The sequence below is a fragment of the Flavobacterium sp. genome, assembly GCF_027531905.1.
GTDB lineage: Bacteria > Bacteroidota > Bacteroidia > Flavobacteriales > Flavobacteriaceae > Flavobacterium.
The window spans coordinates 1-22,721 of sequence record NZ_JAPZSU010000058.1 but is presented as its reverse complement, the minus strand read 5'-3'; the positions used below and the strand labels follow the sequence as shown (position 1 = coordinate 22,721).

General features: G+C 36.5%; 24 protein-coding genes and 1 pseudogene. 7 read left to right on the top strand and 18 right to left on the bottom strand.

Annotated features, from left to right (window positions below; all coding sequences use genetic code 11):
* Window positions 1-446: 446 nt before the first annotated feature.
* The 3 genes from O9307_RS13535 (at window position 447) to O9307_RS13525 (ending at window position 5,170) form a co-directional block, all read left to right on the top strand.
* On the top strand, window positions 447-3,284 hold the full coding sequence (locus O9307_RS13535) for a TonB-dependent receptor plug domain-containing protein (protein ID WP_298300231.1): 2,838 nt from the start codon (window positions 447-449) through the stop codon (window positions 3,282-3,284).
* Between the two features lie 23 nt (window positions 3,285-3,307).
* Window positions 3,308-4,663 (top strand): DUF5689 domain-containing protein, encoded by a 1,356-nt coding sequence (locus O9307_RS13530; RefSeq protein WP_298300229.1) that lies wholly within the window; start codon window positions 3,308-3,310, stop codon window positions 4,661-4,663.
* Between the two features lie 264 nt (window positions 4,664-4,927).
* Entirely contained in the window at window positions 4,928-5,170 is a 243-nt protein-coding gene (locus O9307_RS13525) for a DUF5053 domain-containing protein (RefSeq protein ID WP_298300227.1), read from the top strand.
* A 22-nt stretch (window positions 5,171-5,192) separates the two neighbouring features.
* On the opposite strand, the gene O9307_RS13520 is transcribed toward O9307_RS13525, so the two are convergent.
* The gene (locus O9307_RS13520) at window positions 5,193-6,317 is read right to left on the bottom strand and encodes a Fic family protein (protein WP_298300226.1); all 1,125 of its coding nucleotides are present in this window, start codon (window positions 6,315-6,317) and stop codon (window positions 5,193-5,195) included.
* The gene (locus tag O9307_RS13515; protein WP_298300224.1) at window positions 6,310-6,471 is read right to left on the bottom strand and encodes a hypothetical protein; all 162 of its coding nucleotides are present in this window, start codon (window positions 6,469-6,471) and stop codon (window positions 6,310-6,312) included. Before O9307_RS13515 ends, O9307_RS13520 begins: the two co-directional genes overlap by 8 nt.
* Before the next feature lie 39 nt (window positions 6,472-6,510).
* Between O9307_RS13515 and O9307_RS13510 the strand changes: the two genes are divergently transcribed.
* Both O9307_RS13510 and hflX read left to right on the top strand, forming a co-directional pair.
* Entirely contained in the window at window positions 6,511-7,419 is a 909-nt protein-coding gene (locus tag O9307_RS13510) for a hypothetical protein (protein WP_298300221.1), read from the top strand.
* A 25-nt stretch (window positions 7,420-7,444) separates the two neighbouring features.
* Window positions 7,445-8,677, top strand: a complete 1,233-nt coding sequence (hflX, locus tag O9307_RS13505; protein WP_298300219.1) for a GTPase HflX — start codon at window positions 7,445-7,447, stop codon at window positions 8,675-8,677.
* Window positions 8,678-8,863: 186 nt separating this feature from the next.
* Here the strand turns inward: hflX and O9307_RS13500 are convergent, their stop codons facing one another.
* From O9307_RS13500 to O9307_RS13470, 7 genes are all read right to left on the bottom strand, one after another.
* On the bottom strand, window positions 8,864-9,793 hold the full coding sequence (locus O9307_RS13500) for a DUF3078 domain-containing protein (protein WP_298300218.1): 930 nt from the start codon (window positions 9,791-9,793) through the stop codon (window positions 8,864-8,866).
* Window positions 9,794-10,045: 252 nt separating this feature from the next.
* Window positions 10,046-10,555, bottom strand: coding sequence for a DUF2480 family protein (locus O9307_RS13495; RefSeq protein WP_298300216.1), 510 nt, complete (start codon window positions 10,553-10,555; stop codon window positions 10,046-10,048).
* Between the two features lie 82 nt (window positions 10,556-10,637).
* Window positions 10,638-10,961: an SUF system Fe-S cluster assembly protein gene (locus tag O9307_RS13490; RefSeq protein ID WP_159688849.1), complete on the bottom strand. Its 324-nt coding sequence runs from the start codon at window positions 10,959-10,961 to the stop codon at window positions 10,638-10,640.
* A gap of 16 nt (window positions 10,962-10,977) precedes the next feature.
* Complete coding sequence (locus O9307_RS13485) at window positions 10,978-11,682, bottom strand: hypothetical protein (protein ID WP_298300212.1); 705 nt, start codon at window positions 11,680-11,682, stop codon at window positions 10,978-10,980.
* 3 nt (window positions 11,683-11,685) lie between these two features.
* The gene (locus O9307_RS13480; RefSeq protein WP_298300210.1) at window positions 11,686-12,105 is read right to left on the bottom strand and encodes a SufE family protein; all 420 of its coding nucleotides are present in this window, start codon (window positions 12,103-12,105) and stop codon (window positions 11,686-11,688) included.
* A 2-nt stretch (window positions 12,106-12,107) separates the two neighbouring features.
* A complete protein-coding gene (locus O9307_RS13475; protein ID WP_298300208.1) occupies window positions 12,108-12,533 on the bottom strand; it encodes a hypothetical protein in 426 nt (141 codons plus the stop codon).
* A 13-nt stretch (window positions 12,534-12,546) separates the two neighbouring features.
* Complete coding sequence (locus tag O9307_RS13470) at window positions 12,547-13,761, bottom strand: cysteine desulfurase (RefSeq protein WP_298300206.1); 1,215 nt, start codon at window positions 13,759-13,761, stop codon at window positions 12,547-12,549.
* 199 nt (window positions 13,762-13,960) lie between these two features.
* Between O9307_RS13470 and O9307_RS13465 the strand changes: the two genes are divergently transcribed.
* Window positions 13,961-15,307, top strand: coding sequence for a serine hydrolase (locus O9307_RS13465; RefSeq protein WP_298300204.1), 1,347 nt, complete (start codon window positions 13,961-13,963; stop codon window positions 15,305-15,307).
* 103 nt (window positions 15,308-15,410) lie between these two features.
* Here O9307_RS13465 and O9307_RS13460 read toward each other — a convergent pair whose 3' ends face one another.
* The 8 genes from O9307_RS13460 to O9307_RS13425 form a co-directional block, all read right to left on the bottom strand.
* Window positions 15,411-16,166: a DUF5995 family protein gene (locus tag O9307_RS13460; RefSeq protein ID WP_298300202.1), complete on the bottom strand. Its 756-nt coding sequence runs from the start codon at window positions 16,164-16,166 to the stop codon at window positions 15,411-15,413.
* Window positions 16,167-16,388: 222 nt separating this feature from the next.
* Complete coding sequence (locus tag O9307_RS13455; RefSeq protein ID WP_298300200.1) at window positions 16,389-16,988, bottom strand: Uma2 family endonuclease; 600 nt, start codon at window positions 16,986-16,988, stop codon at window positions 16,389-16,391.
* A gap of 120 nt (window positions 16,989-17,108) precedes the next feature.
* Window positions 17,109-18,422 carry a Fe-S cluster assembly protein SufD gene (gene sufD / locus O9307_RS13450; protein ID WP_298300198.1) on the bottom strand — a complete coding sequence of 438 codons (1,314 nt, stop codon included), beginning with the start codon at window positions 18,420-18,422 and terminating at the stop codon, window positions 17,109-17,111.
* Window positions 18,423-18,500: 78 nt separating this feature from the next.
* Complete coding sequence (gene sufC / locus O9307_RS13445; protein WP_298300196.1) at window positions 18,501-19,253, bottom strand: Fe-S cluster assembly ATPase SufC; 753 nt, start codon at window positions 19,251-19,253, stop codon at window positions 18,501-18,503.
* Window positions 19,254-19,267: 14 nt separating this feature from the next.
* Window positions 19,268-19,540: a Txe/YoeB family addiction module toxin gene (locus O9307_RS13440; RefSeq protein WP_298300194.1), complete on the bottom strand. Its 273-nt coding sequence runs from the start codon at window positions 19,538-19,540 to the stop codon at window positions 19,268-19,270.
* On the bottom strand, window positions 19,531-19,737 hold the full coding sequence (locus tag O9307_RS13435; protein ID WP_298300192.1) for a DUF2683 family protein: 207 nt from the start codon (window positions 19,735-19,737) through the stop codon (window positions 19,531-19,533). The genes O9307_RS13440 and O9307_RS13435 overlap by 10 nt, the downstream gene beginning before the upstream one ends.
* Window positions 19,738-19,779: 42 nt before the next feature.
* Complete coding sequence (sufB, locus tag O9307_RS13430) at window positions 19,780-21,228, bottom strand: Fe-S cluster assembly protein SufB (protein WP_298300190.1); 1,449 nt, start codon at window positions 21,226-21,228, stop codon at window positions 19,780-19,782.
* Window positions 21,229-21,238: 10 nt separating this feature from the next.
* Window positions 21,239-21,568, bottom strand: a complete 330-nt coding sequence (locus O9307_RS13425) for an iron-sulfur cluster assembly accessory protein (protein WP_298300188.1) — start codon at window positions 21,566-21,568, stop codon at window positions 21,239-21,241.
* A gap of 177 nt (window positions 21,569-21,745) precedes the next feature.
* Here O9307_RS13425 and O9307_RS13420 point away from each other — a divergent pair, with 177 nt between their 5' ends.
* Window positions 21,746-22,624: a DUF898 family protein gene (locus O9307_RS13420; RefSeq protein ID WP_298300186.1), complete on the top strand. Its 879-nt coding sequence runs from the start codon at window positions 21,746-21,748 to the stop codon at window positions 22,622-22,624.
* On the opposite strand, the pseudogene O9307_RS13415 reads toward O9307_RS13420, so the two are convergent.
* A pseudogene (locus O9307_RS13415) lies at window positions 22,598-22,721 on the bottom strand (IS1595 family transposase); the annotation flags it as partial. The gene O9307_RS13420 and the pseudogene O9307_RS13415 overlap by 27 nt on opposite strands.

Below are 22,721 nucleotides of genomic sequence, written 5' to 3'. Positions count from 1 at the left end.
TTTTGGTTGTATATTAAAAATATTATTTATAAACTTAATGTTTTTTCAACACATTTTTTCAAAAGACAACAAATTTATTGGTTTAAATCCGTTCAATCTGTGTCATCTGTGGTCTATCAAAAGATGTGTCCAGACGGTAGGCTCCCATCAGGGCTAGACGAGAAATTTTGGCTTTTCATCACAAGAAAAAAAATTTCAATCGTTATCGTACAAGTTAATAGTTTTTTTATTACATTTATAAAACGTAATCAATGATTATCAGTCACTTATAAAAACACACTTTTAAATACCATTTTTTAAAGCAACGCATTTGAGTTTCGTGCTCAAATTTCCAAAAACGTTTTATTAATTAATGGGAGTGTTGCACTCCACAAAACTGTTGTATTGGAGGATTCCATTCTGTTGGGTCCTCCAATGGAGCAGTACTTTATTTTTTATAAACGCCTATGCTGAAAAAATTATCTACCCTTGGTTGCCTATTATTCATTCAAAAAAATTACGCACAAAACACGGCTGGTTTTACCCTCAAAGTAATCGAAGCCCAATCCCAAAAAGCGCTGCCCTCTGTGGTAGTTAGTGTCCAAAACACTAGCTTTTTACAACTTACCTCCGCTTCTGGAACCGTGCTTTTCGACCAGTTACCGCCCAACGCCTATTATGTACTGCTTCACAGTCAAGGCTACAAAGACCAATTATTAGCCGTTACCGTTGCTCCCAAAACCATCACCGATTTAGGGACTATTGCACTCTCCACAGACCCAATGGCCGAAATACAAAGCGCCACCATCGCCCTATCCGAAGAGCAATTGAATGATGATTTTAATGGTTCAGAAAGTACCGCACCGTTATTACAAGCGTCTCGGGATGTGTTCCAGCAAGCGGCCGCTTTTCAATGGGGACAAAGCCGTTTTAGGATTCGAGGACTCGATGCCGAAAATGCCACTTTACTGCTAAATGGATTGACATTGAACAAAGTATATGATGGTCGTCCGCAATGGGGCGATTGGGGTGGCATCAACGATGTGCTGCGCAACCAAGAAATCGTCATTGGGACCGCCGCTTTCGACTACAGTTTTGGCGGACTTTTGGGCGCACAACACATCAGCACCAGAGCCTCTAGTTATCGTTCGGGTTCCCGAATTTCTTTTGCTGGAACCAATACCACCTACAACTGGCGAGCGATGGCAACCTATGCTTCTGGGGTAAGCAAAAAAGGCTGGGCATTCGTAGTTTCGGCTGGCAAACGAATCGGAGAAAATCCGTATTTCGAAGGCACTCATTTTGACGGCAACTCGGCTTTCATCAGCGTCGAAAAACAATTCAACGAACAACATTCGCTCAACTTCACGGGTATCTATACGCCCAACTCAAGAGCCAAAACCGCTCCCAATACCGCCGAAGTATTTAATTTAATGGGGTCGCGCTACAATTCCTATTGGGGCTTTCAAAATGGCAAAAAACGAAACGCCAGAATCAAAACCGTAGAAGAACCGCTACTCTTGCTCAACCATTATTTCAAAATCAACGACAAAACACAGCTACAATCGGGAGTACTTTATCAATGGGGCAACATCAGCAACAGCAACATTGATTTTCAAAATGCCAACAATCCCGACCCGACTTATTATCGCAAAATGCCAAGCTATTACACTTCGTTGTACGAAAAAGACCAAGGCGAATTTTCAGGCGCTTTCATTCCCGATGAAGAGAATGCCGAAAAAAGTCGGTTAGCTTTTTTAGAAAATCCACAAATCAACTGGTCGGCACTCTATCGAGCCAATCAACAACCGATTTTAAATTCGAATGGTACCATCATTGGCTACGAACCTTCCAAAAGCAACTACATCCTCTATGAAGACCGAGCCGACGAAACCGTCCTAGCCGCGAATACGCTTTTGAATTCTCAACTTTCAGAAACTGTTGCGGTAACGGCTGGCACGAATTTCAAAACCTCAAAAACACAACACTATCAAAAAGTAATCGACCTTTTGGGCGGCAGTTATTTTGAAGACATCGATGCGTTTTATAACGGTAATCAAGCCCAATCCGATTTGAATCATCCCAACCGACAAGTAGTCGAAGGCGATACCTATGGCTATAACTATTTTATAAGAGCGCAAGTAATTCAAGCATTCACCCAGTTCCAATTCCGATTCCGAAAGCTGCAATTTTATCTTGGACAGGAATTTTCAATGACCAAGTATCAACGCGAAGGATTGTACAAAAACGGACAGTATGAAAACAATTCTTTGGGCAAAAGCAATTCAATCAACTTCGAGAATTTTGGGTTCAAAGCAGGAATGACCTATTCGATTTCGGGAAAACAAGCTGTTTTATTACACGCTGCGCACCTAAGTAAAGCCCCAACAATTCAAAACACTTTCCCCAACGCCCGCTTGAACAATAGTATTGTAAACGGCCTTACCAATGAAACCCATAGCAGCATCGAAGCAACCTATTTGTATCGGACACCAATAATAAAAGTAAGAGCAACTGCCTATTATTCTTATCTAAAAAACACCACCGAAAATTCTTTTTTCTACGCCGAAGGTATTTTCGATGACGGAGCGGGTTACACCAATACCGATGCTTTTGTGGGGCAAACGCTTACCCAACTCCACAAACAAAATTATGGCGCAGAACTAAGTATTGAATATCCCATTAGTGCCACACTCAAAACAACTTTAGCTGCCGCTTACGGACGCTACACTTATGCCAGCAACCCCAACGTTACCATAACGAATGATGCCCAAGCCTCGGTAGACAACTCGAATCCTGTTTTTGATTTTGGAAAAGCCATCCTCAAAAATTACCATCAAGCAGGTTTACCCCAACAGGCCTATAGTGCAGGATTAGAATATCGCAATCCTCATTATTGGTGGATTGGTACCAACATAAACTACATCACCGAATCCTATATCTCCGTTTCCCCCATTGCCAGAACGGCTATTTTTTTCAGAAATCCAGCCAATGGTTTTCCTTTTCCTGAAGCCACAGAAGAACGAGCCAAAGAATTACTGCGCCAAGAAAAATTAGACCCTATCCTACTCCTCAATCTCACTGGCGGAAAAACGTGGAGAATCAAAGGGAAAACTCTTGGATTGTTTATGAGTATTACTAATCTTTTGGACACCCATTACCAAATAGGCGGTTATGAACAAGCCCGAAATGCCAATTTTAGACAACGCAACCAAGATGCCTCAAGCGGGACACCCAATTTTGGCAACAAATATTTCCAAGGCTATGGCCGCAATTATTTTGTCTCCCTTTATCTGAATTTATAATCACATCATTAAAATTAAAAAGTATGAAACGTTATATTTCTTCTCTTTCAATCCTTTTTGTCTTTTCCTTCTTCTTGACTAATTGTGCCCAAGAAGATTTTGACATTCCAAAATTAGAATGTACCCAACCCGATTTAAAAGTCAACCAAACCGTCGCTCAAGTTAAAGCCAAAGCCAATGCGATTGTAGCACAATACCCTTATGACGATAGCATCGAAGCATATGTGGTTTCGAGTGACGAAGGCGGGAATTTTTTCAAAACCATTAGTTTTCAAACCTTGGCCACGCCTACTTCGCCAGCCATTGGTTTTAGTGTGCCTATCGATGCCACCAACTTGTACATCGATTTTCGATTGGGCAACAAAGTCTACCTCAAACTCAAAAATCAATATACCGACATTAATTACGGTGGACTCAGAATTGGGGCTATATATGTCAATTCCTATAACGAAGGTGGCGTGGGAAGACTTTCACAAAACGATTATAAAAAAGTACTGTTCCCCTCCTGCACCATTATCGAAGAATCGCAATTGACCAAAGCTACGACCATTCCAGAATTACTGAATGACGCCAACTTAAACACCTTGGTCGAGTTGCAAAACGTACAATTTACAACCGATGCTGTAGGAAGAAAATACTATGAAGAAAGCGAAGATATCGGTGGCAGCACCAATTGGAATTTGATGGACCAATTGGGGAATCAGGTTATTTTTAGAACCTCAAGCTTTGCCAATTTTGCCACAAAAACAGTCCCAAAAGGAAGCGGAAAAGTCAAAGGGATTTTGACCAAATTTGGCACCGATTACCAACTCATCGCCCGTTCCGAAAAAGATGTGAACTTAACAGGTGCTAGTATAACACCTTTCTTCAAAGAAGATTTTGAAAAAGTAGTCGATAAAACCAATCTAAGTTTACCCGGCTGGACGAACTTAGCCCAAAAAGGAACGCCCGTGTGGAAAGGCACCGTTTACAATGGCAATGGGTACGCCGAGTTTGCGATTTCGGGAACCAAAGTAGTTTCGAATGTGGCTTGGCTAATTTCTCCCAAAATCGACTTAGATATTCACACCAATGAAATCTTGACCTTCCGCTCAGCCCAACATCATCTCGATGTTGATTCGCCTTTGAATACCTTAGACGTTTTTATTTCCACCAATTTTGATGGCATAAACATTGCCACCGCCACTTGGACTCCCTTAAAAGCCACAGTCCCCAAACAGGCTACTCCTTGGTACCAATTCATCGGCTCGGGCGCCATAGATTTAAGTGCGTTCAAAGGCAAAGTCAATGTCGCCTTTCGGTACACAGGTTCGGGAAAAAATGCCGCATTAGACGGTGCTTTTATGGTGGATGATGTGCAAATTTTTGGGGATAAATAATGAATAATAAAATCACCCAATAGCAAACTTAGTAGAATATAAATAATTTTGTTTACTGCGAATATTCGCAGTACATTTACAAAGTAAAATCAAACCAATAAAATGGAATTAACCGACCAAGAAAAGGAATTGATTGAGCAAATTTGAAATTATAAAAATGCCAAACATAATCCTTCTAAAACGTTAAGAGTTTTAATAGTAGAGTTGTTTTACAATTTATTAGACGGCTAACTTGAAAAATTATGTTTCATAAAATATAGTAGTATGAAAGTAGCAGATAAAAAAACAGCAAGACAACAATTAGATGATATAATTTTAGATATATCTTGGGCAGATATTGCTAAAACCTATTTTGGTAAATCGAGTTCTTGGATGTACAACAAACTCAATGGTAGAGATGGTAACGGTGGTCACGGCGAATTTTCCGATGAAGAAAAAGAAATGCTACGAAATGCATTGTTTGATATTTCAGCTCGAATTAGAATGGCTGCTGAAAATCTAGAATAGGTAACAACTTAGCACTCTTATTCTATTTTGTTTTAATTTCACCCAATTGGTTAAAATCAGTTAATTCATAATTTGCATTTCTCCCACCTTCATTGGTTTGATTTAAAATACCTTTAGCTATTAGGTCTTTGATATCTCTTAATGCGGTATCGGTCGATACTTTAGCTATTTTAGCCCATTTTGATGTTTGTAGTTTTCCTTCAAAACCATCCAAAATTTTGTTTAGTAGTAACCGTTGCCTTTCATTGATTGGTGTTTGCTTATGCTTTTTCCAAAATTCACCTTTTAATAATATTTTTTGTGAAATATTTTCGGAAGCCAACATAGCATTTTTCAAACAATTTAAAAACCATTCGAGCCATTCTGTAATATCTCCTGTACTGTATTGTACTTTTTGCAATACTTTATAGTATTCTTTTCTTTCTATTAAAATTTGGTTTGACATACTATAAAATCGTTCAGTACTATTTTCGGCGCGGGCTAGTAACATATCTGTTATTGCTCTCGCTATCCTTCCGTTTCCATCATCAAAAGGATGGATTATAATAAACCAAAAATGTGCTATAGCTGCTTTCAACACAAGATCCAGACTATTGTCATTATTAAACCAATCCAAAAAAATGTCCATTTCATCTTTAACACCTTCTGGTTTTATCGCTTCATAATGCACTTTCTCTTTACCCATAGCTCCTGAAACTACTTGCATTTCTCCTGTTCGATATCGTCCTACTTCGATTTTGTAAGGACCACTAAACCCAACAGGGAAAAGAGCTGCATGCCATCCCAATAATCGTTCTTCTGTCAACGGTTGATTGTATCGCTGTGTAGCATCAAGCATCATCTCAACTATACCTTCAATATGACGGTTACTTGTTACAAGTCCAGCGGTGTTTATTCCTAAACGTCTTGCAATAGAAGAACGCACTTGTTCGTAATTTAGCCATTCGCCTTCTATTTCCGATGATTTAACTATATCCATAGTTAAAGCATTAAGTCTTGCTTCTTCTTTTTCAGAAAAACCTAACGCATTCATTTGTCCAATAATTTTACCTTGCATCAAGCGAACTTCGCCAAAAACAATATTTATGTTTTTATCTTTCCAGGTAAATGCTGTCCAATTAGGATAATTGTAGATGTATTTAGTCATAAAAAACTAATTTGCGGTAAATATATGCTTTTTTCACCGCAAAAATGCGGTGAATAATTTCTTTTTTCACCGCATCGTAATTAATTATAGGCATTTTTGTCTCAATTGCACCTACAAAGAAATGATTTTCTAAATCACGTATACCAACAATCATTTTTGTATTTTGGTCGTCCCAAATCAATACTAAACAAAAATGAAAACCTATTTCGCGGCCTTCGCTCTGATGGCTTTTTCGTATGGAATACAAAGTCAAAACCTAGACAAATCGTTGCAATTAAAACAAATTGCCGTAGTTAAGACCAATTTTAGAAACCTAAAAAGTGGTGAAATGGTCAACAAAACCTATGCTTTTGACAACGGAAAACTAACCACCATCAAAACCTCGGATGTGACCCAAAGTTTCTTTTACAACAAAAAAGGATTACTCGACCACACTGTAAAAGACCGCAACGGAAGCAATTGGAAAGAAGTAATTAGCTACGCTTATGACGCTGAAGACCGCTTGATTTTGTTTACCAAAAAGTACGACGAAGACGGTAAATTTGTAACCAAAACCGTAACGTATACCTATGACGGCTCCCGAATTAAGCAAGTCACCAAAAAAAGTACCACCCAACAACTTTTTGTGGAAGAAGTAGATTTTGTAGTCGAAAACGGAAAAGTTGTACGCCGTTCCGTTCGTGACCGAAACAAACAAATCATTCATAAAACCGAATTCTATTACGACAAAGAAAATCAAACCAAACAAACCGGACTTTTGGGCGACAAGACCATCAAGTATTTTGGTTATGATGACAAAGAATCAGCGAATTTGTTGATGGTGAAAAATATTTTTGGTCCCAATTACCAAGTGATTGTTCCTTTGGTTTCGTTCCAAGAAGAGGAATTTGAGTTTACGTTTATAAGTCCTAATAACGAATTAAAATTTACCTCAACTGCCAACACAATTGTTCGAGCGGGAACGTTCAAATACAATGCTCAAAATTATCCTGCCTCTTATTCCCTAATCGAAGACAGCGGGATGATAAAAACTGTAAAAACCTATACTTACGAACCAACGTCGGTTTTTAACGGAACAGCATCAGAAGTACAAAGCAAATGATTAAATTTGCGACTTATTTGATGATATGTTAGAAAAAGAAAAAATAAATTTCGAAAAAACGGCTATCGTCGGGATTGTTACTCAAAATCAAAGTGAAGACAAACTGAGTGAATACCTTGACGAATTAGAGTTTTTGACCTTTACTGCTGGTGGACAAGTGGTAAAACGCTTTTGGCAAAAAATGGACAAACCCAATCCCAAAACGTTTTTGGGTACAGGTAAAATAGACGAAATTCATCTTTTTGTAAAAGAAAATGACATTTCGACCTTGATTTTTGACGACGAATTAACGCCTTCGCAACAAAAGAATATCTCCAAAATTATCGACTGCAAAATCCTTGACCGTACCAATTTAATCTTGGATATTTTTGCGCAACGCGCCGAAACTTCTTATGCCAGAACGCAGGTAGAATTGGCACAATGCATCTATTTGTTGCCTCGCCTTTCAGGTTTATGGACGCACTTAGAACGACAAAAAGGAGGAATCGGGATGCGTGGTCCGGGGGAAACCGAGATCGAAACCGACCGACGTATTGTTCGTGATCGTATCTCGTTGCTAAAAGATAAAATCAAAACCATCGACAAACAAATGGGTATTCAGCGCAGCAATCGCGGTGCTATGGTTCGTGTCGCGCTGGTAGGATATACCAACGTGGGCAAATCAACCTTGATGAATGCGGTGGGCAAAAGCGATGTTTTTGTAGAAAATAAATTGTTTGCCACCCTAGACACTACTGTTCGAAAAGTGGTCATCAAAAACTTGCCTTTCTTGCTTTCAGACACCGTTGGATTCATCCGAAAATTGCCTACGCAATTGGTCGATTCGTTCAAAAGTACGCTAGACGAAGTACGCGAAGCCGATTTATTATTGCACATTGTAGATATTTCGCACCCTGATTTTGAAGACCATATCGCCTCTGTAAATCAAACCTTGTTGGACATCAAAGCCAATGACAAACCTACCATAATGGTTTTCAACAAAATCGATGCTTACCAACATTTAACGATAGACGAAGACGATTTAATGACCGAAAAAACGCCGCGTCACTTCACACTCGACGAGTGGAAACAAACTTGGATGAGTCGCGTGGGTCACGAGAATGCCTTGTTCATCTCGGCCACTCATAAAGAAAACTTCGAGGAATTTAGAGAACGAGTATACGAAGCCGTGCGACAAATTCACATCACGCGCTTCCCTTACAACAAATTCTTGTATCCAGATTATAAAGATGCTATTGAGAAGGAAGAAGAAGAATAAAAAAAGCCCTTTTGATTGATTTCAAAAGGGCTTTTTTTATGATTAGAAGCGGCCAGCAACGGGCTTTCTTGTTGGCATCGTCCCGTGATCCGCTATATCTTTGTTGCCGAACCCCGGCAACAAAGGATGCCGCTTCTCCCGGGGCTAAATGGAAACATATTGTTTTTTGGGTTACAACGCTACTCCCTAAAACCCATAATTCACCCCCAAACCAAAGACTTGTCGGGTTTGAAATCCTTTAAAGGCATTATCGTCATAAATGGCTTGAAAGTTCAAATTGGCCGATAAAACTCTATTAATTTTCATTACGATAGCCAATGAATAATCGATATCTACATTCTGAGGATCTTGTAAATAATTGGTGTAAAGATTCAGCGTATTTTCCGCCGATACATTCGTCATTAAGTTGAATTTATAATAAGCCGAAGCATAAAAACCCAATTCGTAGCGCAAGCTTTTATTAGCATCTACCCCAAAATAAGCGCCATCTACATAACCCGGTTGGGAGGTATAAAAATCGTCTACGAAGGTCATTTTAGAGGTTAATGGCGCAAAATTCAAACGCAAATGGTCTCCTTTTTTCCAGAACAAACCGGGTCCAAAAGTAAGATACCCAGGAGACAAAAAGTTGGTGTTTTCGGTTCTTATCTCGGCTCCATTAGCATCTTTTCCGTAAATATAACCGCGAGTAAATTGAGTTCTAAAATTCAGGAACAACGAGTAGTACCAATTCCCAAAAGCGTGTTGCCCTAGCGTAGAATTGAATTCGAAACGGTCGTCGGTTTTTTTCTCAAAATCGGCATTTTTGGTTTGTAATAAACCGTAAGAAGCAATGATTTTGTTGTCCCAAGTTAGCTTGTCTTTTTTGTAGTTGAAATCATAGTTGATGCCTAAATTTCCAGACAAGTTATTCTCTCCTCCTGCAATCCAGTTATTGAAGTTGGATTGGCTAAAAAGAAATGCAATATTTCCTTTTTTACGCCAACCGTTTGATAAAGTATCATTGATGTTCTTTACGGCTGCCTCGGTGTTTTTGATTAGCTCTTTCTCGGTGTTTTGTGCTTGTGCTTCAGTAACGGAATAAAGCAAAAACAAGGTAAATACAATGGCTCTCATTTCGTTTGGTTTTAAGGTTCTTACTCAAATGTAGTAAAAACCATTAAAACACTGAAAAATAAATGGTTATAAACTCCTAAAAATCATAACAAAAAGAAAAATTGTAGCTCCCTAACCCCGATTGCTTCGCCAGTTCGCTATCGCTCGGGTGCAGCGAAAATCCTTTTGTGCTGGGGTTCAGCACAAAAGATTATAGCGGATAGCGGGACTTTGCTTCCTGAAAATGCCCATTGCTGGGGTTTCTAAAAAAATTTACGTTTTGGGTCTTTTGTACAAAGGCACTGCAGAACAAGCCTCACCATACATAATGCTTTTGGCTAAAGGTTGCAGTTTTTGAATGGCGGCTATGTAAGCACTCTCTGGAACGGGCTTTTTGGAACAGCCCTTTAGTATTACTGCCTTATCCAAATAGTCTGAATAATCTATCGTATTTAGGACCTCGAGATACAAGGCTGTGTTAAGTTCAGGAACGGTTCCCAATACCACTTTCTTGGCATAAGGCACCAAATAAGTAGCCGCCAATATGCAGGCCCAAGCAGGAACAATAGCATCTGTACCACAATATACTGCCACATAATGACCTTGATATTGGGTCCAATCGTGTTGCTTTAATGCTTGTCTGTACTCTGTTTCTTTGAGTAAGAATCCTTCGACTAGCCATTGTGATATATCTATTTGAGAACGAATACCAACAGGCCAATAATCTTCTAAATCAAAAACTTGTAACGAACTGTTCGCTACTTTATTAATTATTTCGTCCATCTTTTTAAATTAGTAGTCAGTGGTCAGTCCTTAGTGGTCAGTAAAACTGCATACTAAAAACTGAACACTGAGCACTTTTTAATTAAAGCATTCCCAATTCTAATTTAGCTTCTTCGCTCATTAAATCCTTGCTCCAAGGTGGGTCGAAGGTGATTTCTACATCGGCATCTTTTACGTGCTCTATCGATTTGATTTTCTCTTCTACTTCTCTTGGTAAACTTTCTGCCACTGGGCAATTTGGTGAAGTTAAAGTCATCAAGATTTTTACTTCATAATCGGTATTGACCATTACATCATAAATCAATCCCAATTCATAAATGTCTACTGGAATCTCTGGGTCGTAAATCGTTTTTAATTTCTTTACGATGGCTTCTCCTAACTCGGCGGTATTTATTTCTTCTGTCATTTTTTTTGTTACTTACTTACTCATAGGAGTAATTTATTAATGTTTTTGTGTCTTCTAATGAAATGATTTTTTTAACTCCAAAATTATTGTTTGAAAAAAATTCATCAGGTACAATTCTTTTATTTAATTCTTTATTTAATTGCACCTCATTAGTGAATGATTTATCCTCGGTTTGAAAAGTATAAGATCCGTTTATTTCAAAAGGATCAGTAAAAACAATAGTTCTAAATACTTCATTAAAATTTTTTTTATAGGAGACACTTGGATAAATTATATTTATTTTCTTTTTCTTGTAGTCTACTATCATTTTGTATTTGAACTTATAAAATTTTTCATTTAAATAATGAAAAATTTGTTCCAATTCTTTACTAGATCTAGTTATGGTATAAATTGTTCTATCTTGATTTACATCATAAACCCCCTCGATGTGTTGTGTAGTATGATAAATAATTGATTTAATCTTTTTTTTATCATCTTTTGACAAAGTTTTATAAGCAATAAAAGCGGTCTTTTGAGAATCATCAGCTCTCGCTTTAATCAACTCATATTTCAAGTTTGGAAAATGAAATTGTAACAAAGAAGTATCAGCGTAAATACCTTTTTCATCTAGATCAAAATTGCTAGTTTGACTATAACTAAAATGAATTTTAGAAAATGAAACCGAATCCTTCTCTTGAGCGTGCGCAAGGATAGAAAATAAAAATAAAATCAATTTTTTCATACACTATTTTTTAGAATCAAACGCCAAAGCATACATTTTGATGTTTTTAATCATCGAAACTAAGCCATTGGCTCTGGTGGGAGACAAATGTTCTTTTAACCCAATTTCATCAATAAAATCCATCTCTGCGTTCAAGATATCAGCAGGTTTCTGGTTCGAGAATGCGCGAATTAAAATGGCGATTATGCCTTTCGTCAAAATCGCATCACTATCGGCAGTGAATACAATTTTATCCTCTTTTTGCTGGCCTTGTAACCAAACTTTCGACTGGCATCCTTTGATTAAATTATCATCGGTTTTGGCAGCTTCTTCGATTAAAGGCAAATTTTTTCCTAACTCAATAATGTATTCGTAACGCTGCATCCAGTCGTCGAACATTGAAAATTCATCTACAATTTCGTCTTGTATTTCTTTGATACTCATGCTTATTTTTCGCTATATGAAACTAATAAGGTTACTATTTTTTCTATTTCTTTTGGGGGAAATCCGTGGTCAAAACTTTTGGATATGTAGGCCTTTCCTCCATCTGAAATGGCTAGGTTGGCAATGGCTGCTCCATCATATAATCGCTTTGCTGTTGGCGCTTTCAATGAAGGTACTTTTTCTAAATTCAATACAGAAAAGACACTTTCAAGCTCTTTCATTTCTTGCGCGGTCAGCACAACTTCATAGGGCTTTTCATTCCTACCTTTGATGACCCAAACTTTTTGATTTTCGACCCAAACACTCAAATATACTCCTCTAGATTGCGCAGTATACGTGATGGATGAAGTACTAAAATCATTGATTTTTTGACTTTTACAACTACTTATTATAACAAAAATAAAAATCAATTGACTAATCCACTTCATCTTTTTTAGGTGTTTATGACAGCATCATTTTGGCTTTTTTTACCGCCTCCACTAAGCTATCGATTTCTTCTTTGGTATTATAAAACGAAAAAGACGCTCGAATCGTTCCTGGAATTTCAAAGAAATTCATAATCGGTTGGGCACAATGGTGTCCCGTTCGAACAGCTATTCCTAATTTATCGATAATGGTCCCAATATCATACGGATGAATCCCGTCTATATTAAAAGAAATCACCGAAGTTTTATTTTCTGAAGTACCAAAAATACGCAAGCCTTCTATTTCTAACAAGCGTTGTGTACCGTATTCTAAAAGTGCCAACTCTTGGGCCTGAATGTTTTCAAAACCTATGGAATTCATATAATCTACCGCAGTTCCAAGGACAATTCCTCCAGCAATATTCGGCGTTCCTGCTTCGAATTTATGAGGCAAATCGGCATAAGTGGTTTTTTCAAAAGTTACCTCTTTTATCATTTCGCCTCCACCTTGATAGGGTGGTAATTTATTTAACCAAGTTTCTTTTCCATACAAAATTCCAGTACCTGTTGGCCCACACATTTTATGTCCCGAAAAAGCATAAAAATCGCAATCCAAGGCTTGCACATCGGGTTTCAAATGCGGCACCGCTTGCGCTCCGTCAATAAAAACAGCCGCTCCAAATTCATGCGATTTGTCAATGATGTATTTTATAGGATTAATCGTTCCTAAAGCGTTAGAGATATGATTTACCGTAACGATTTTGGTTTTATCGGATAGTAATTCATCAAATTCAGACAAAATTAATTCTCCTTTTTCATTCATCGGAATAACCTTTAGCGAAGCACCTGTTCTCTCGCAAAGCATTTGCCAAGGCACAATATTACTATGATGCTCTAAAGCGGACACCAACACCTCATCACCTGATTTTAATAGAGAAGCAAACCCATTCGCTACCAAATTCACGCCATGAGTCGTACCTGGAGTAAACAATACTTCGTGGGCGTGCTTGGCATTGATATGTTGTTGTATTTTCCCTCTGGACAATTCGTAAGCATCTGTAGCTAATTGGCTCAATGTATGTACGCCACGATGAATATTGGCGTTGATTTCTTGGTAATACTTTGCAATCGCATCAATCACTACTTGTGGCTTTTGCGATGTCGCTCCGTTATCGAAATAAACCAAAGGTTTTCCATTGACTTTTTGAGAAAGGATTGGAAAATCGGCTCTTATTTTTTGAAGATCTAACATGACTTAATTTAGAATTTTTCTAAATACAAAAGTAGTGAAACTGAAACTATTTTCTACCAAACAGTTGTTAATAAAACTTAATACCAAAATAGGCATCATTTATAGCTAAAACCATTCGTAATTTGAGCAAGGAAAGAAAAAAATAAAACCCAACACAAGGTTTCCTACTTTTTACTACATTGCTTAAAAATAACATTTTATGAAGAATATAATAAAAAGTATCGGAATCCTTCTTTTGCTTGTTTTGGGTTATATTGGCTATACCACCTATCCTAAACTCGATTTAATCTCTGGTTTTTCGGCCAAAAGTATGGCTTCAGGACATTTTATTGACTATCGCTCACAAGAGATGATCGAAAAAGGTGATAACGATATTGACCTGATTGACCTTGCCAAAAATGAAATCGATGACAACGCCAAAACCGCTACTTCATCTGTTTACGGATTAAAAACTAGAAAAGCGATTTATCGAGAAGGTTTAGGGGCCACCTTAATCAATGATGATTTTGATGTTTCAAAACCCTATTTAATACCAAAACGCAAGGTTACAAAAAACAATTTGCCCTTTCCCTATGGAAATAATGAGCCCAAAGACACTGTTTTTGCTAATGTGGATTATTCAAAACTAACAGCCGCAGTAAACAATGCCTTCGATCCAAAAGGCCAAAAGAAAAAAAGATCAAGAGCGGTTTTAGTAATTTATAAAGACCATATTATTGCCGAAAAATACGATACTGGATTTACTAAAAACAGTAAAATTTTGGGATGGTCTATGACTAAAAGTATCACTGCTACTCTTTTTGGAATACTCCAAAAACAAGGAAAATACGACATCAACAAACCCGCTCCAATTCCCGAATGGCAAAAGGATGAACGAAAAAAAATCACGACCAACGATTTGCTGCATATGAATTCTGGATTGGAATGGGAAGAAGCCTATGATAAAATATGCGATGCTACCAAAATGTTGTTCATAGCCGAAGATATGGGACGTGTACAGCTCGAAAAACCAGCCGCCTACGCTCCCAATACGCATTGGAATTACTCCTCGGGAACTAGTAATTTGTTGTCTTACATCTTGCGTAAGCAGTTCAAAACCCATCAAGAGTATTTGGATTTTTGGTACACTCAATTGATTGATAGAATTGGAATGCATTCTATGCTAATCGAAACCGATATGGTTGGAAATTATGTTGGATCGTCTTATGGTTGGGCTACCGCAAGAGATTGGGCTAAATTTGGATTATTGTATTTGCATAAAGGCAACTGGAACGGTGATCAGGTATTTGATCCTAATTGGGAAAATTATGTAAGCACACCTACCAATGGTTCTGATGAAGGCTATGGAGCGCACTTTTGGCTGAATGCAGGTGGTCATTTCCCTGCCGCGCCGCGAGATATGTACTCTTGCAATGGCTACCAAGGACAAAAGGTGTTTATTATTCCGTCTTTGGATTTGGTTATTGTTAGAATGGGATTAAGCGATGAAGGAAAATATGATGTCAATGAATTGTTAGCGGGTGTGATTGGGAGTTTTAAAAAGTAACCTCTACCCTATTGAATCACAAACCCGACAACTTTCTAAAATTGTCGGGTTTGTTATTTTTTATTAAATCATTAAAACTTTAAAAGAGACAAAATGATATCCATTAGTTTTGTAAATCTTTAATTTTTTGGTCTACAGTTCCAACCTCAAACAGGCGCATAATTTTGAATAAAAAAACAGGAATTCCGCCCAAATTGGTAATCAATTTTGCTTTTTGAGCTACTTTGCCATCTCTAATTGTAATGGATTTCTCTGCCTCATTTCCCTCAAGAGGAGCTAATTCTAAAGCATATTTCCAAGCACCTTCTCTAGCTTTTTGCATACTAAAATCGATAAGAAACGTGTCAATGGATTTTGTTTTTTCAAGAATCCATTTTAAAATTGGCCAAACTTCGGTCAAATCCTTCTCAACATCGGCCACCAAAGAAGATAAAATAGTGTTGATCGTATTGAAATCATTTTGCAAACTATGGATTTCGTCTTTTGGACTTACTTGAGCTGCTGCAATTCCTAAATCAAGGTTGATGTGTGCGTTCATTCCGAGTAATAAATGCTGCAATACAATGATCCAATACTTATTTGCTGCTACAAAAGCGGCTTCCCAAGATTTAGACGTAGCTTCCTTTGCCTGATATTGATAATACGCTTTGATATACCGATTGGCAAAAATTACATCAAGCTTTTCCATTCTCGGGCCGTTTTCGAAAGTTCCGTTTTGAATTCCTTCTTTTACTTTTTGTGTGACTTTGAGATAAAGTACCGCAAAATACCCTTTGGTCGATTTTTGTGTTATAGCTTGTTGAATAATTTCTTGAAGCAATTGTATCACTTCATCAATTGTAGTTGCTTGTGGGATCATCGATTACTTATTTTTATAAAAGATTTAGCCCAATAATATTACAAAAAAAATTACTACAAAACAATCTTCAAGAATCAAAAAAAAAGGACTAAGTTTAGGGTTAAACTTAGTCCATTTTGAGAGGTTTAAAAGATATATTTCTTAAGATTTTGATTTACAAATCAAACCCTAATTTATCAGCCATAATAGTGGCAATTAATTTTTTAAGTTCGGGGATTTAAATTAATCCACAAAAATATCAGCCACATTAAAACTCAATTCTGGAAAAAGTGGACTGTGTACTAATCCTTCTTCGGCTATGGGCTTGAGGCCAATATAGGTACCTTTTTGCAGGGTATAAATTAAAATTGATTTTTGATACGGCTCTACAATCCAATACTCTTTAACGCCGTTTTCTTCATATAAATCAAACTTAATATCCATTTCTTTTTTGGAATTGCCAGGCGAAAGAATTTCTATAATCAAATCTGGCGCACCAAGACATCCTCTATCGTCTAATTTTTCCTTATCGCAAATAACACAAATGTCAGGTTGGAATACGGTTGTAATTTCTTTATCTGAGGAGCTTTTTTTGAAGTTTTTTAATCGCACATCAAATGGAGCAACGTAAACGTTACAAGGTGTTTTCTTGAAAAAATTTCCAAAAACTAAGGATAACTGAAATGAGACTTCCTGATGTATTCTGCTTGGAGCAGGACTCATTTTGAAAATTTTCCCCTTCAAAATTTCTAATCTTTCCTTAAAATTCCAAGTAAGGTAATCCGCATACGTGTAGGATTTGGAAAGATCTAAACTGTTGATGTCTGTAATAATTGTTTCCATAAGAATGCAAATTAATACCTCAAATATACTAATTTTTGATAGTGGATAAATACACAAAGGGCACAAAGTCTTTGTTAGACTTCATGCCCTATATTTATTTTATTAGAAACTTTTTTAAAACTACAAATCAAACCCTAATTTCACGCCTAATTTATCAGCTATAATAGCGGTAATTCGTTTTTTAAGTTCCGGGATTTTGATGTTTTCGATTACTGCATTTGAGAAAGCGTACATCAATAATGCTTTGGCTTCTTTCTTAGGAATTCCACGTTGTTGCATATAAAACAAAGCCGTTTCATCCAATTGACCCACCGTACAACCGTGAGAACATTTTACATCGTCAGCAAAAATTTCTAACTGTGGTTTGGCATTGATAGTGGCTTTATCACTCAACAAAATATTGTTGCTTTTTTGGAAAGCATTGGTTTTCTGAGCTTCTTTTTCTACAAAAACTTTCCCATTAAAAACACCTGTCGCTCTATCTGAAAATATTCCTTTGTAATCTTGAAAACTTTCGCAGTTTGGCGTTGCGTGGTTTACTAAAGTATAGTGATCAACGTGTTGCTTCTCTCCTATTATCGTAATTCCGTTTAGCGTACTGGTAAGACGTTCGCCAAAATGATAAAAGTTCAAATTGTTTCTGGTTAAGTTTCCTCCAAATGAAAAGGTTTGTACAGAGACATGACTTTCTTGTTTTTGAGAAACGTAGGTATTATCAATTAGGTTCGCTTCGGCAGCATCATTTTGAATTTTATAGTAATCCACAATAGCACGTTTTGCAGCAAAAATTTCGGTAACTGAATTGGTCAATACCGCATTATCATTCAAACATTGGTGTCTTTCAATGATTTGCACATGCGAATTCTCACCTACAATCACCAAATTACGTGGCTGAACCAACAAAGCTTTTTCAGAACCCGTAGAAAAATACATGATTTCGATAGGCTTATCTGCTACTTTACTTTTTGGAATGTTGATATAAGCACCTTCATTAGCAAATGCCGTATTTAAAGAAGTCAATGACTCGTCTTTACTAGCAATTTGATTAAAATAGGTATCAATAACCATTTTATATTTAGGCTTGTTTAATGCCGATGACATCAAACAAACATCAATTCCATCATGGGTAGTTGAGGACAAATTCGAGCTAAAAACTCCGTCTACAAAAACCACTTTATAACTATCTATTTCGTGCAAAAAATATTTTTTTACATCTCTATATTCAATCGTATTTTCAGTTTTAGGGAAAACACTAAAGTCATTTTTTAGAATAGCATTTAAGGATGTATACTTCCAAGCTTCCTCTTTTTTGGTTGGAAAACCTTTATTTTCAAAGTTCTTTATGGCGGCAGTACGAATATCATGAAGATCCGTTTGGACATCAATCTTTTCTTCGAAAGCCATAAAGGACGATACTAATTTTTCTCTTAACATAGTTTTACTGTTTATGGTTTATGGTTTTAGGTTTATTGTTCCTTAAGGCAACAATAAACGATAAACTACAAACATTTTTTACGCTTCTTGTTCTTGTTTGATCCAGTCGTATCCTTTTTCTTCTAGCTCATAGGCCAATTCTTTGGTACCAGATTTTACAATTTTACCATTGTATAAAACGTGTACAAAGTCAGGAACGATATAATCTAATAAACGTTGGTAATGCGTAATCACAACAATGGCGTTTTTGTCGCTTTTTAGCTTGTTTACACCATTCGCTACAATTCGAAGGGCATCAATATCCAAACCAGAATCTGTTTCGTCTAGAATAGCTAATTTTGGCTCTAACATGGCCATTTGAAAAATCTCGTTACGTTTTTTCTCTCCTCCAGAAAAACCTTCGTTAAGTGAACGAGATAAAAACTTACGGTCAATTTCTAACAATTCTGACTTTTCACGAATCACCTTCAACATTTCGTTGGCTGGCATTTCTTCTTTTCCATTGGCTTTGCGCGTTTCGTTGATAGCCGTACGCATAAAATTGGTTACAGAAACTCCTGGAATCTCCACTGGGTATTGAAACGAAAGAAACACCCCTTTGTGCGCTCTTTCTTCTGGTCCTAATTCTGCAATATCTTCGTTGTCTAAGATAATTTCGCCCTGGGTTACTTCGTAGTTTTCATTTCCAGCAATAATGGCAGAAAGTGTACTTTTTCCAGCACCGTTAGGTCCCATAATCGCATGTACTTCGCCAGCTTTTACCTCAAGGTTGATTCCCTTTAATATTTCTTTGTCGCCTATTGAGGCGTGTAAATTTTTTATTGATAACATGAGTTGTTTTGTTTTTATTCGTAGTGTCCTTTTAACGATAATATATCAAGGATTTCTATTGTATTTTCTTCTGTAACTTTATAAATAATTCTATGTTCTTTATTTATTCTTCTGGACCACCTTCCCGAAAGTTGGTGCTTTAATTGCTCTGGTTTTCCTAGGCCTTCGTATGGATGCAATTGAATATCTTCAATCAAGGAATATATTTTATTCAATACCGATTTATTACCTGATTTTACCCAAAAATTCAAATCTTCTTTGGCTTTCCTTGAAAATTCTATTTGCATAATTCTTTCAATTCCTCCATTGTCATCCTAACTCCTTTCCCTTCTTTAATACTCTGTTCAGCCTCCAATATTTCTTTTACAAATTCTGGATTATAAGGTTTTTCTACTTCTTGAACGATTTCAAAACCTAATGATTTTGCCAATGATTTCAAGACTGGAAAATCTTTTTTCTTAACGTTTTTTAAAATGAGTTCCATAACAATCTGAATTAAATAATGCTTTTGTAAATTTATAAAAAATTACCCCACAGAACCTTCTAAACTTATTTCCAATAATTTTTGGGCTTCCACAGCAAACTCCATCGGTAATTTGTTCAAAACGTCTTTGCTAAATCCGTTTACGATTAAAGCGATGGCTTTTTCGGTTGGAATACCTCTTTGGTTGCAATAAAACACCTGATCTTCTCCAATTTTACTTGTTGTAGCCTCGTGTTCTATTTTTGCTGTTGGATTTTTACTTTCGATATATGGAAAAGTATGAGCACCGCAATTATTACCCATTAATAAAGAATCGCATTGCGAAAAATTACGAGCGTTTTCGGCTCTTGGGCTAATCTGTACCAAACCTCTATAACTGTTTTGTGATTTTCCTGCCGAAATACCTTTAGAAATAATAGTCGATTTGGTATTTTTTCCCAAATGAATCATCTTAGTTCCCGTATCGGCTTGTTGGAAATTGTTGGTTACTGCAATTGAATAGAATTCTCCTACTGAATTATCTCCTTTTAATACACAAGATGGATATTTCCAAGTTACAGCAGATCCTGTTTCTACTTGAGTCCAAGATATTTTAGCATTGGTTTCGCATAATCCTCTTTTGGTTACAAAATTATATACCCCGCCTTTTCCTTCTTTATTTCCTGGGAACCAATTTTGAACAGTTGAATATTTAATTTCTGCATTATCCAAAGCAATTAATTCTACCACAGCCGCGTGCAATTGATTCTCGTCACGACTTGGAGCCGTACAACCTTCTAGATAAGAAACATAACTCCCTTCATCAGCAATGACCAAGGTGCGCTCAAATTGTCCTGTTCCAGCTTGGTTAATTCGGAAATACGTAGATAATTCCATCGGACAATGCACTCCTTTTGGTATATAACAAAAAGAACCGTCTGAGAAAACCGCCGAATTCAATGCAGCATAAAAATTATCTTTTTGTGGCACAACTGTTCCTAAATACTTACGAACTAATTCTGGATGTTCTTTGATGGCTTCTGAAATTGAACAAAAGATAATTCCTTTTTCACCTAATGTTTTCTTAAAGGTTGTAGCTACTGATACTGAATCAACTACGATATCCATAGCCACATTGTTCATCATTTTTTGCTCATCCGCAGAGATACCTAACTTTTTGTACATTTCTAAAAGTTCAGGATCCACATCATCTAATGTTTTGTTTGGATCTACAGCTTTTGGTGCAGAATAATAGGAAATGGCTTGAAAATCTGGTTTTTCATAATGTACATTCGCCCATTCTGGTTCGATCATTTCTTGCCAAGCACGAAAAGCTTCAATGCGCCAATCGGTCATCCATTGTGGCTCTTCTTTCTTTTTAGAAATGGCACGAACAATATCTTCATTTAAACCAATTGGAAACGTTTCAGCATCCAAATTGGTGTAAAATCCGTATTCGTATTCTTTATTTTCTAGTTCGATCTTTAAATCGTCCTCGGTATATTTGCTCATATTTTTTTATTTATAGAGAAAAAGATTCCCCACATCCACAGGTTCTTTGTGCGTTTGGATTATTAAAAACAAATCCTTTTCCGTTTAATCCTCCAGAAAATTCTAAAATAGTTCCCGCTAAATACAGAAACGATTTTTTTTCGACTGCTATTTTTACATGGTTATCTTCAAAAACTTTATCGTTTTCTCCTATTACTTTATCGAAGGTTAAATCATAAGATAATCCTGAACAACCACCTGATTTAACGCCGACTCTAACGTAATCATTGGTAGCATCAAAACCATCGTCTTTCATCATCTCGATAATTTTTTTACTAGCTGCTTCAGAAACTTGTATCATTGTTATATTGATTTTGTCTAAATTAACTGCAAATGTATTACTTTAAAAAGTTTTTGTCATACTTCTTAACATTTTTATGATTGATAATTCAATAAGAAAAATTGATACTTCCATTAATTTAAAAAATAATATATTTAGAAAATTATTTTTATAACCAAAAAACTAATCAAATCGTTTATGGAAGAAACAGTAACACAAAAACACGAGTATCAGTTGGCCTACACCGGAAAAGGCAGTGATTTTTTTAGCGTCATTATCGTTAATTGGCTTTTAACCTTAATTACACTAGGTCTTTATTACCCTTGGGCCAAAGCCAAACAACTCAATTATCTTTATGGAGAAACGCAGCTTAATGGAGATTCATTCGCCTTTCACGGTACCGGAAAAGAAATGTTTAAAGGTTTTATAAAAGCCTTATTGATTTTCGGATCGCTTTATGGTATGTTATTTTTATTTGTTCACTTAGAAATTCCTGCTGTTGGTCTAATCATTTTCTATTTAGGTTTTTTGGCGCTTTTACCCTTGGCCATTCATGGGTCTTACCGTTATAGAATGTCTCGAACTTCTTGGAGAGGTATTCGATTTGGTTATAGAGGCGATCGCAAAGAATTAACATTAAATTTCTTCAAATGGATTCTTTTGACTATCGTAACATTAACAATTTATAGTTCATGGCTGACTATTAACATGAGACGATATATTATTGGTAACATTCGCTTTGGTGATGCCGAATTTAGTTATAATGGAGATGGTGCAGACTATTTGTTTCTAAACATAAAAGGGTATTTATTAACTGTTTTTACACTTGGAATTTATATGTTTTGGTGGCAAAAAGACTTATTTGATTATTATGTTTCCAATTTAAGTTTACACAAAGACGACAAAGAATTGCAATTGACTTCAACAGCTACTGGTGGAGATTTCCTTACCTTAGGAATTACCAATCTTTTGATTTTAATTTTTACCCTTGGTTTAGGCTATGCTTGGGTAGTCACTAGAACTTTGAAATACATTTTTAGAGCTGTAAAGTTATCTACTTGTTTTAATTGTTTGTAAACCAATAGGCTTTTGATTAATCATTCTTTTAATTAGATTGTCAAATATGGTTTGCTTGTGTATTGACCTGTTTAATCGATAGCTGTACTCGTCTAAA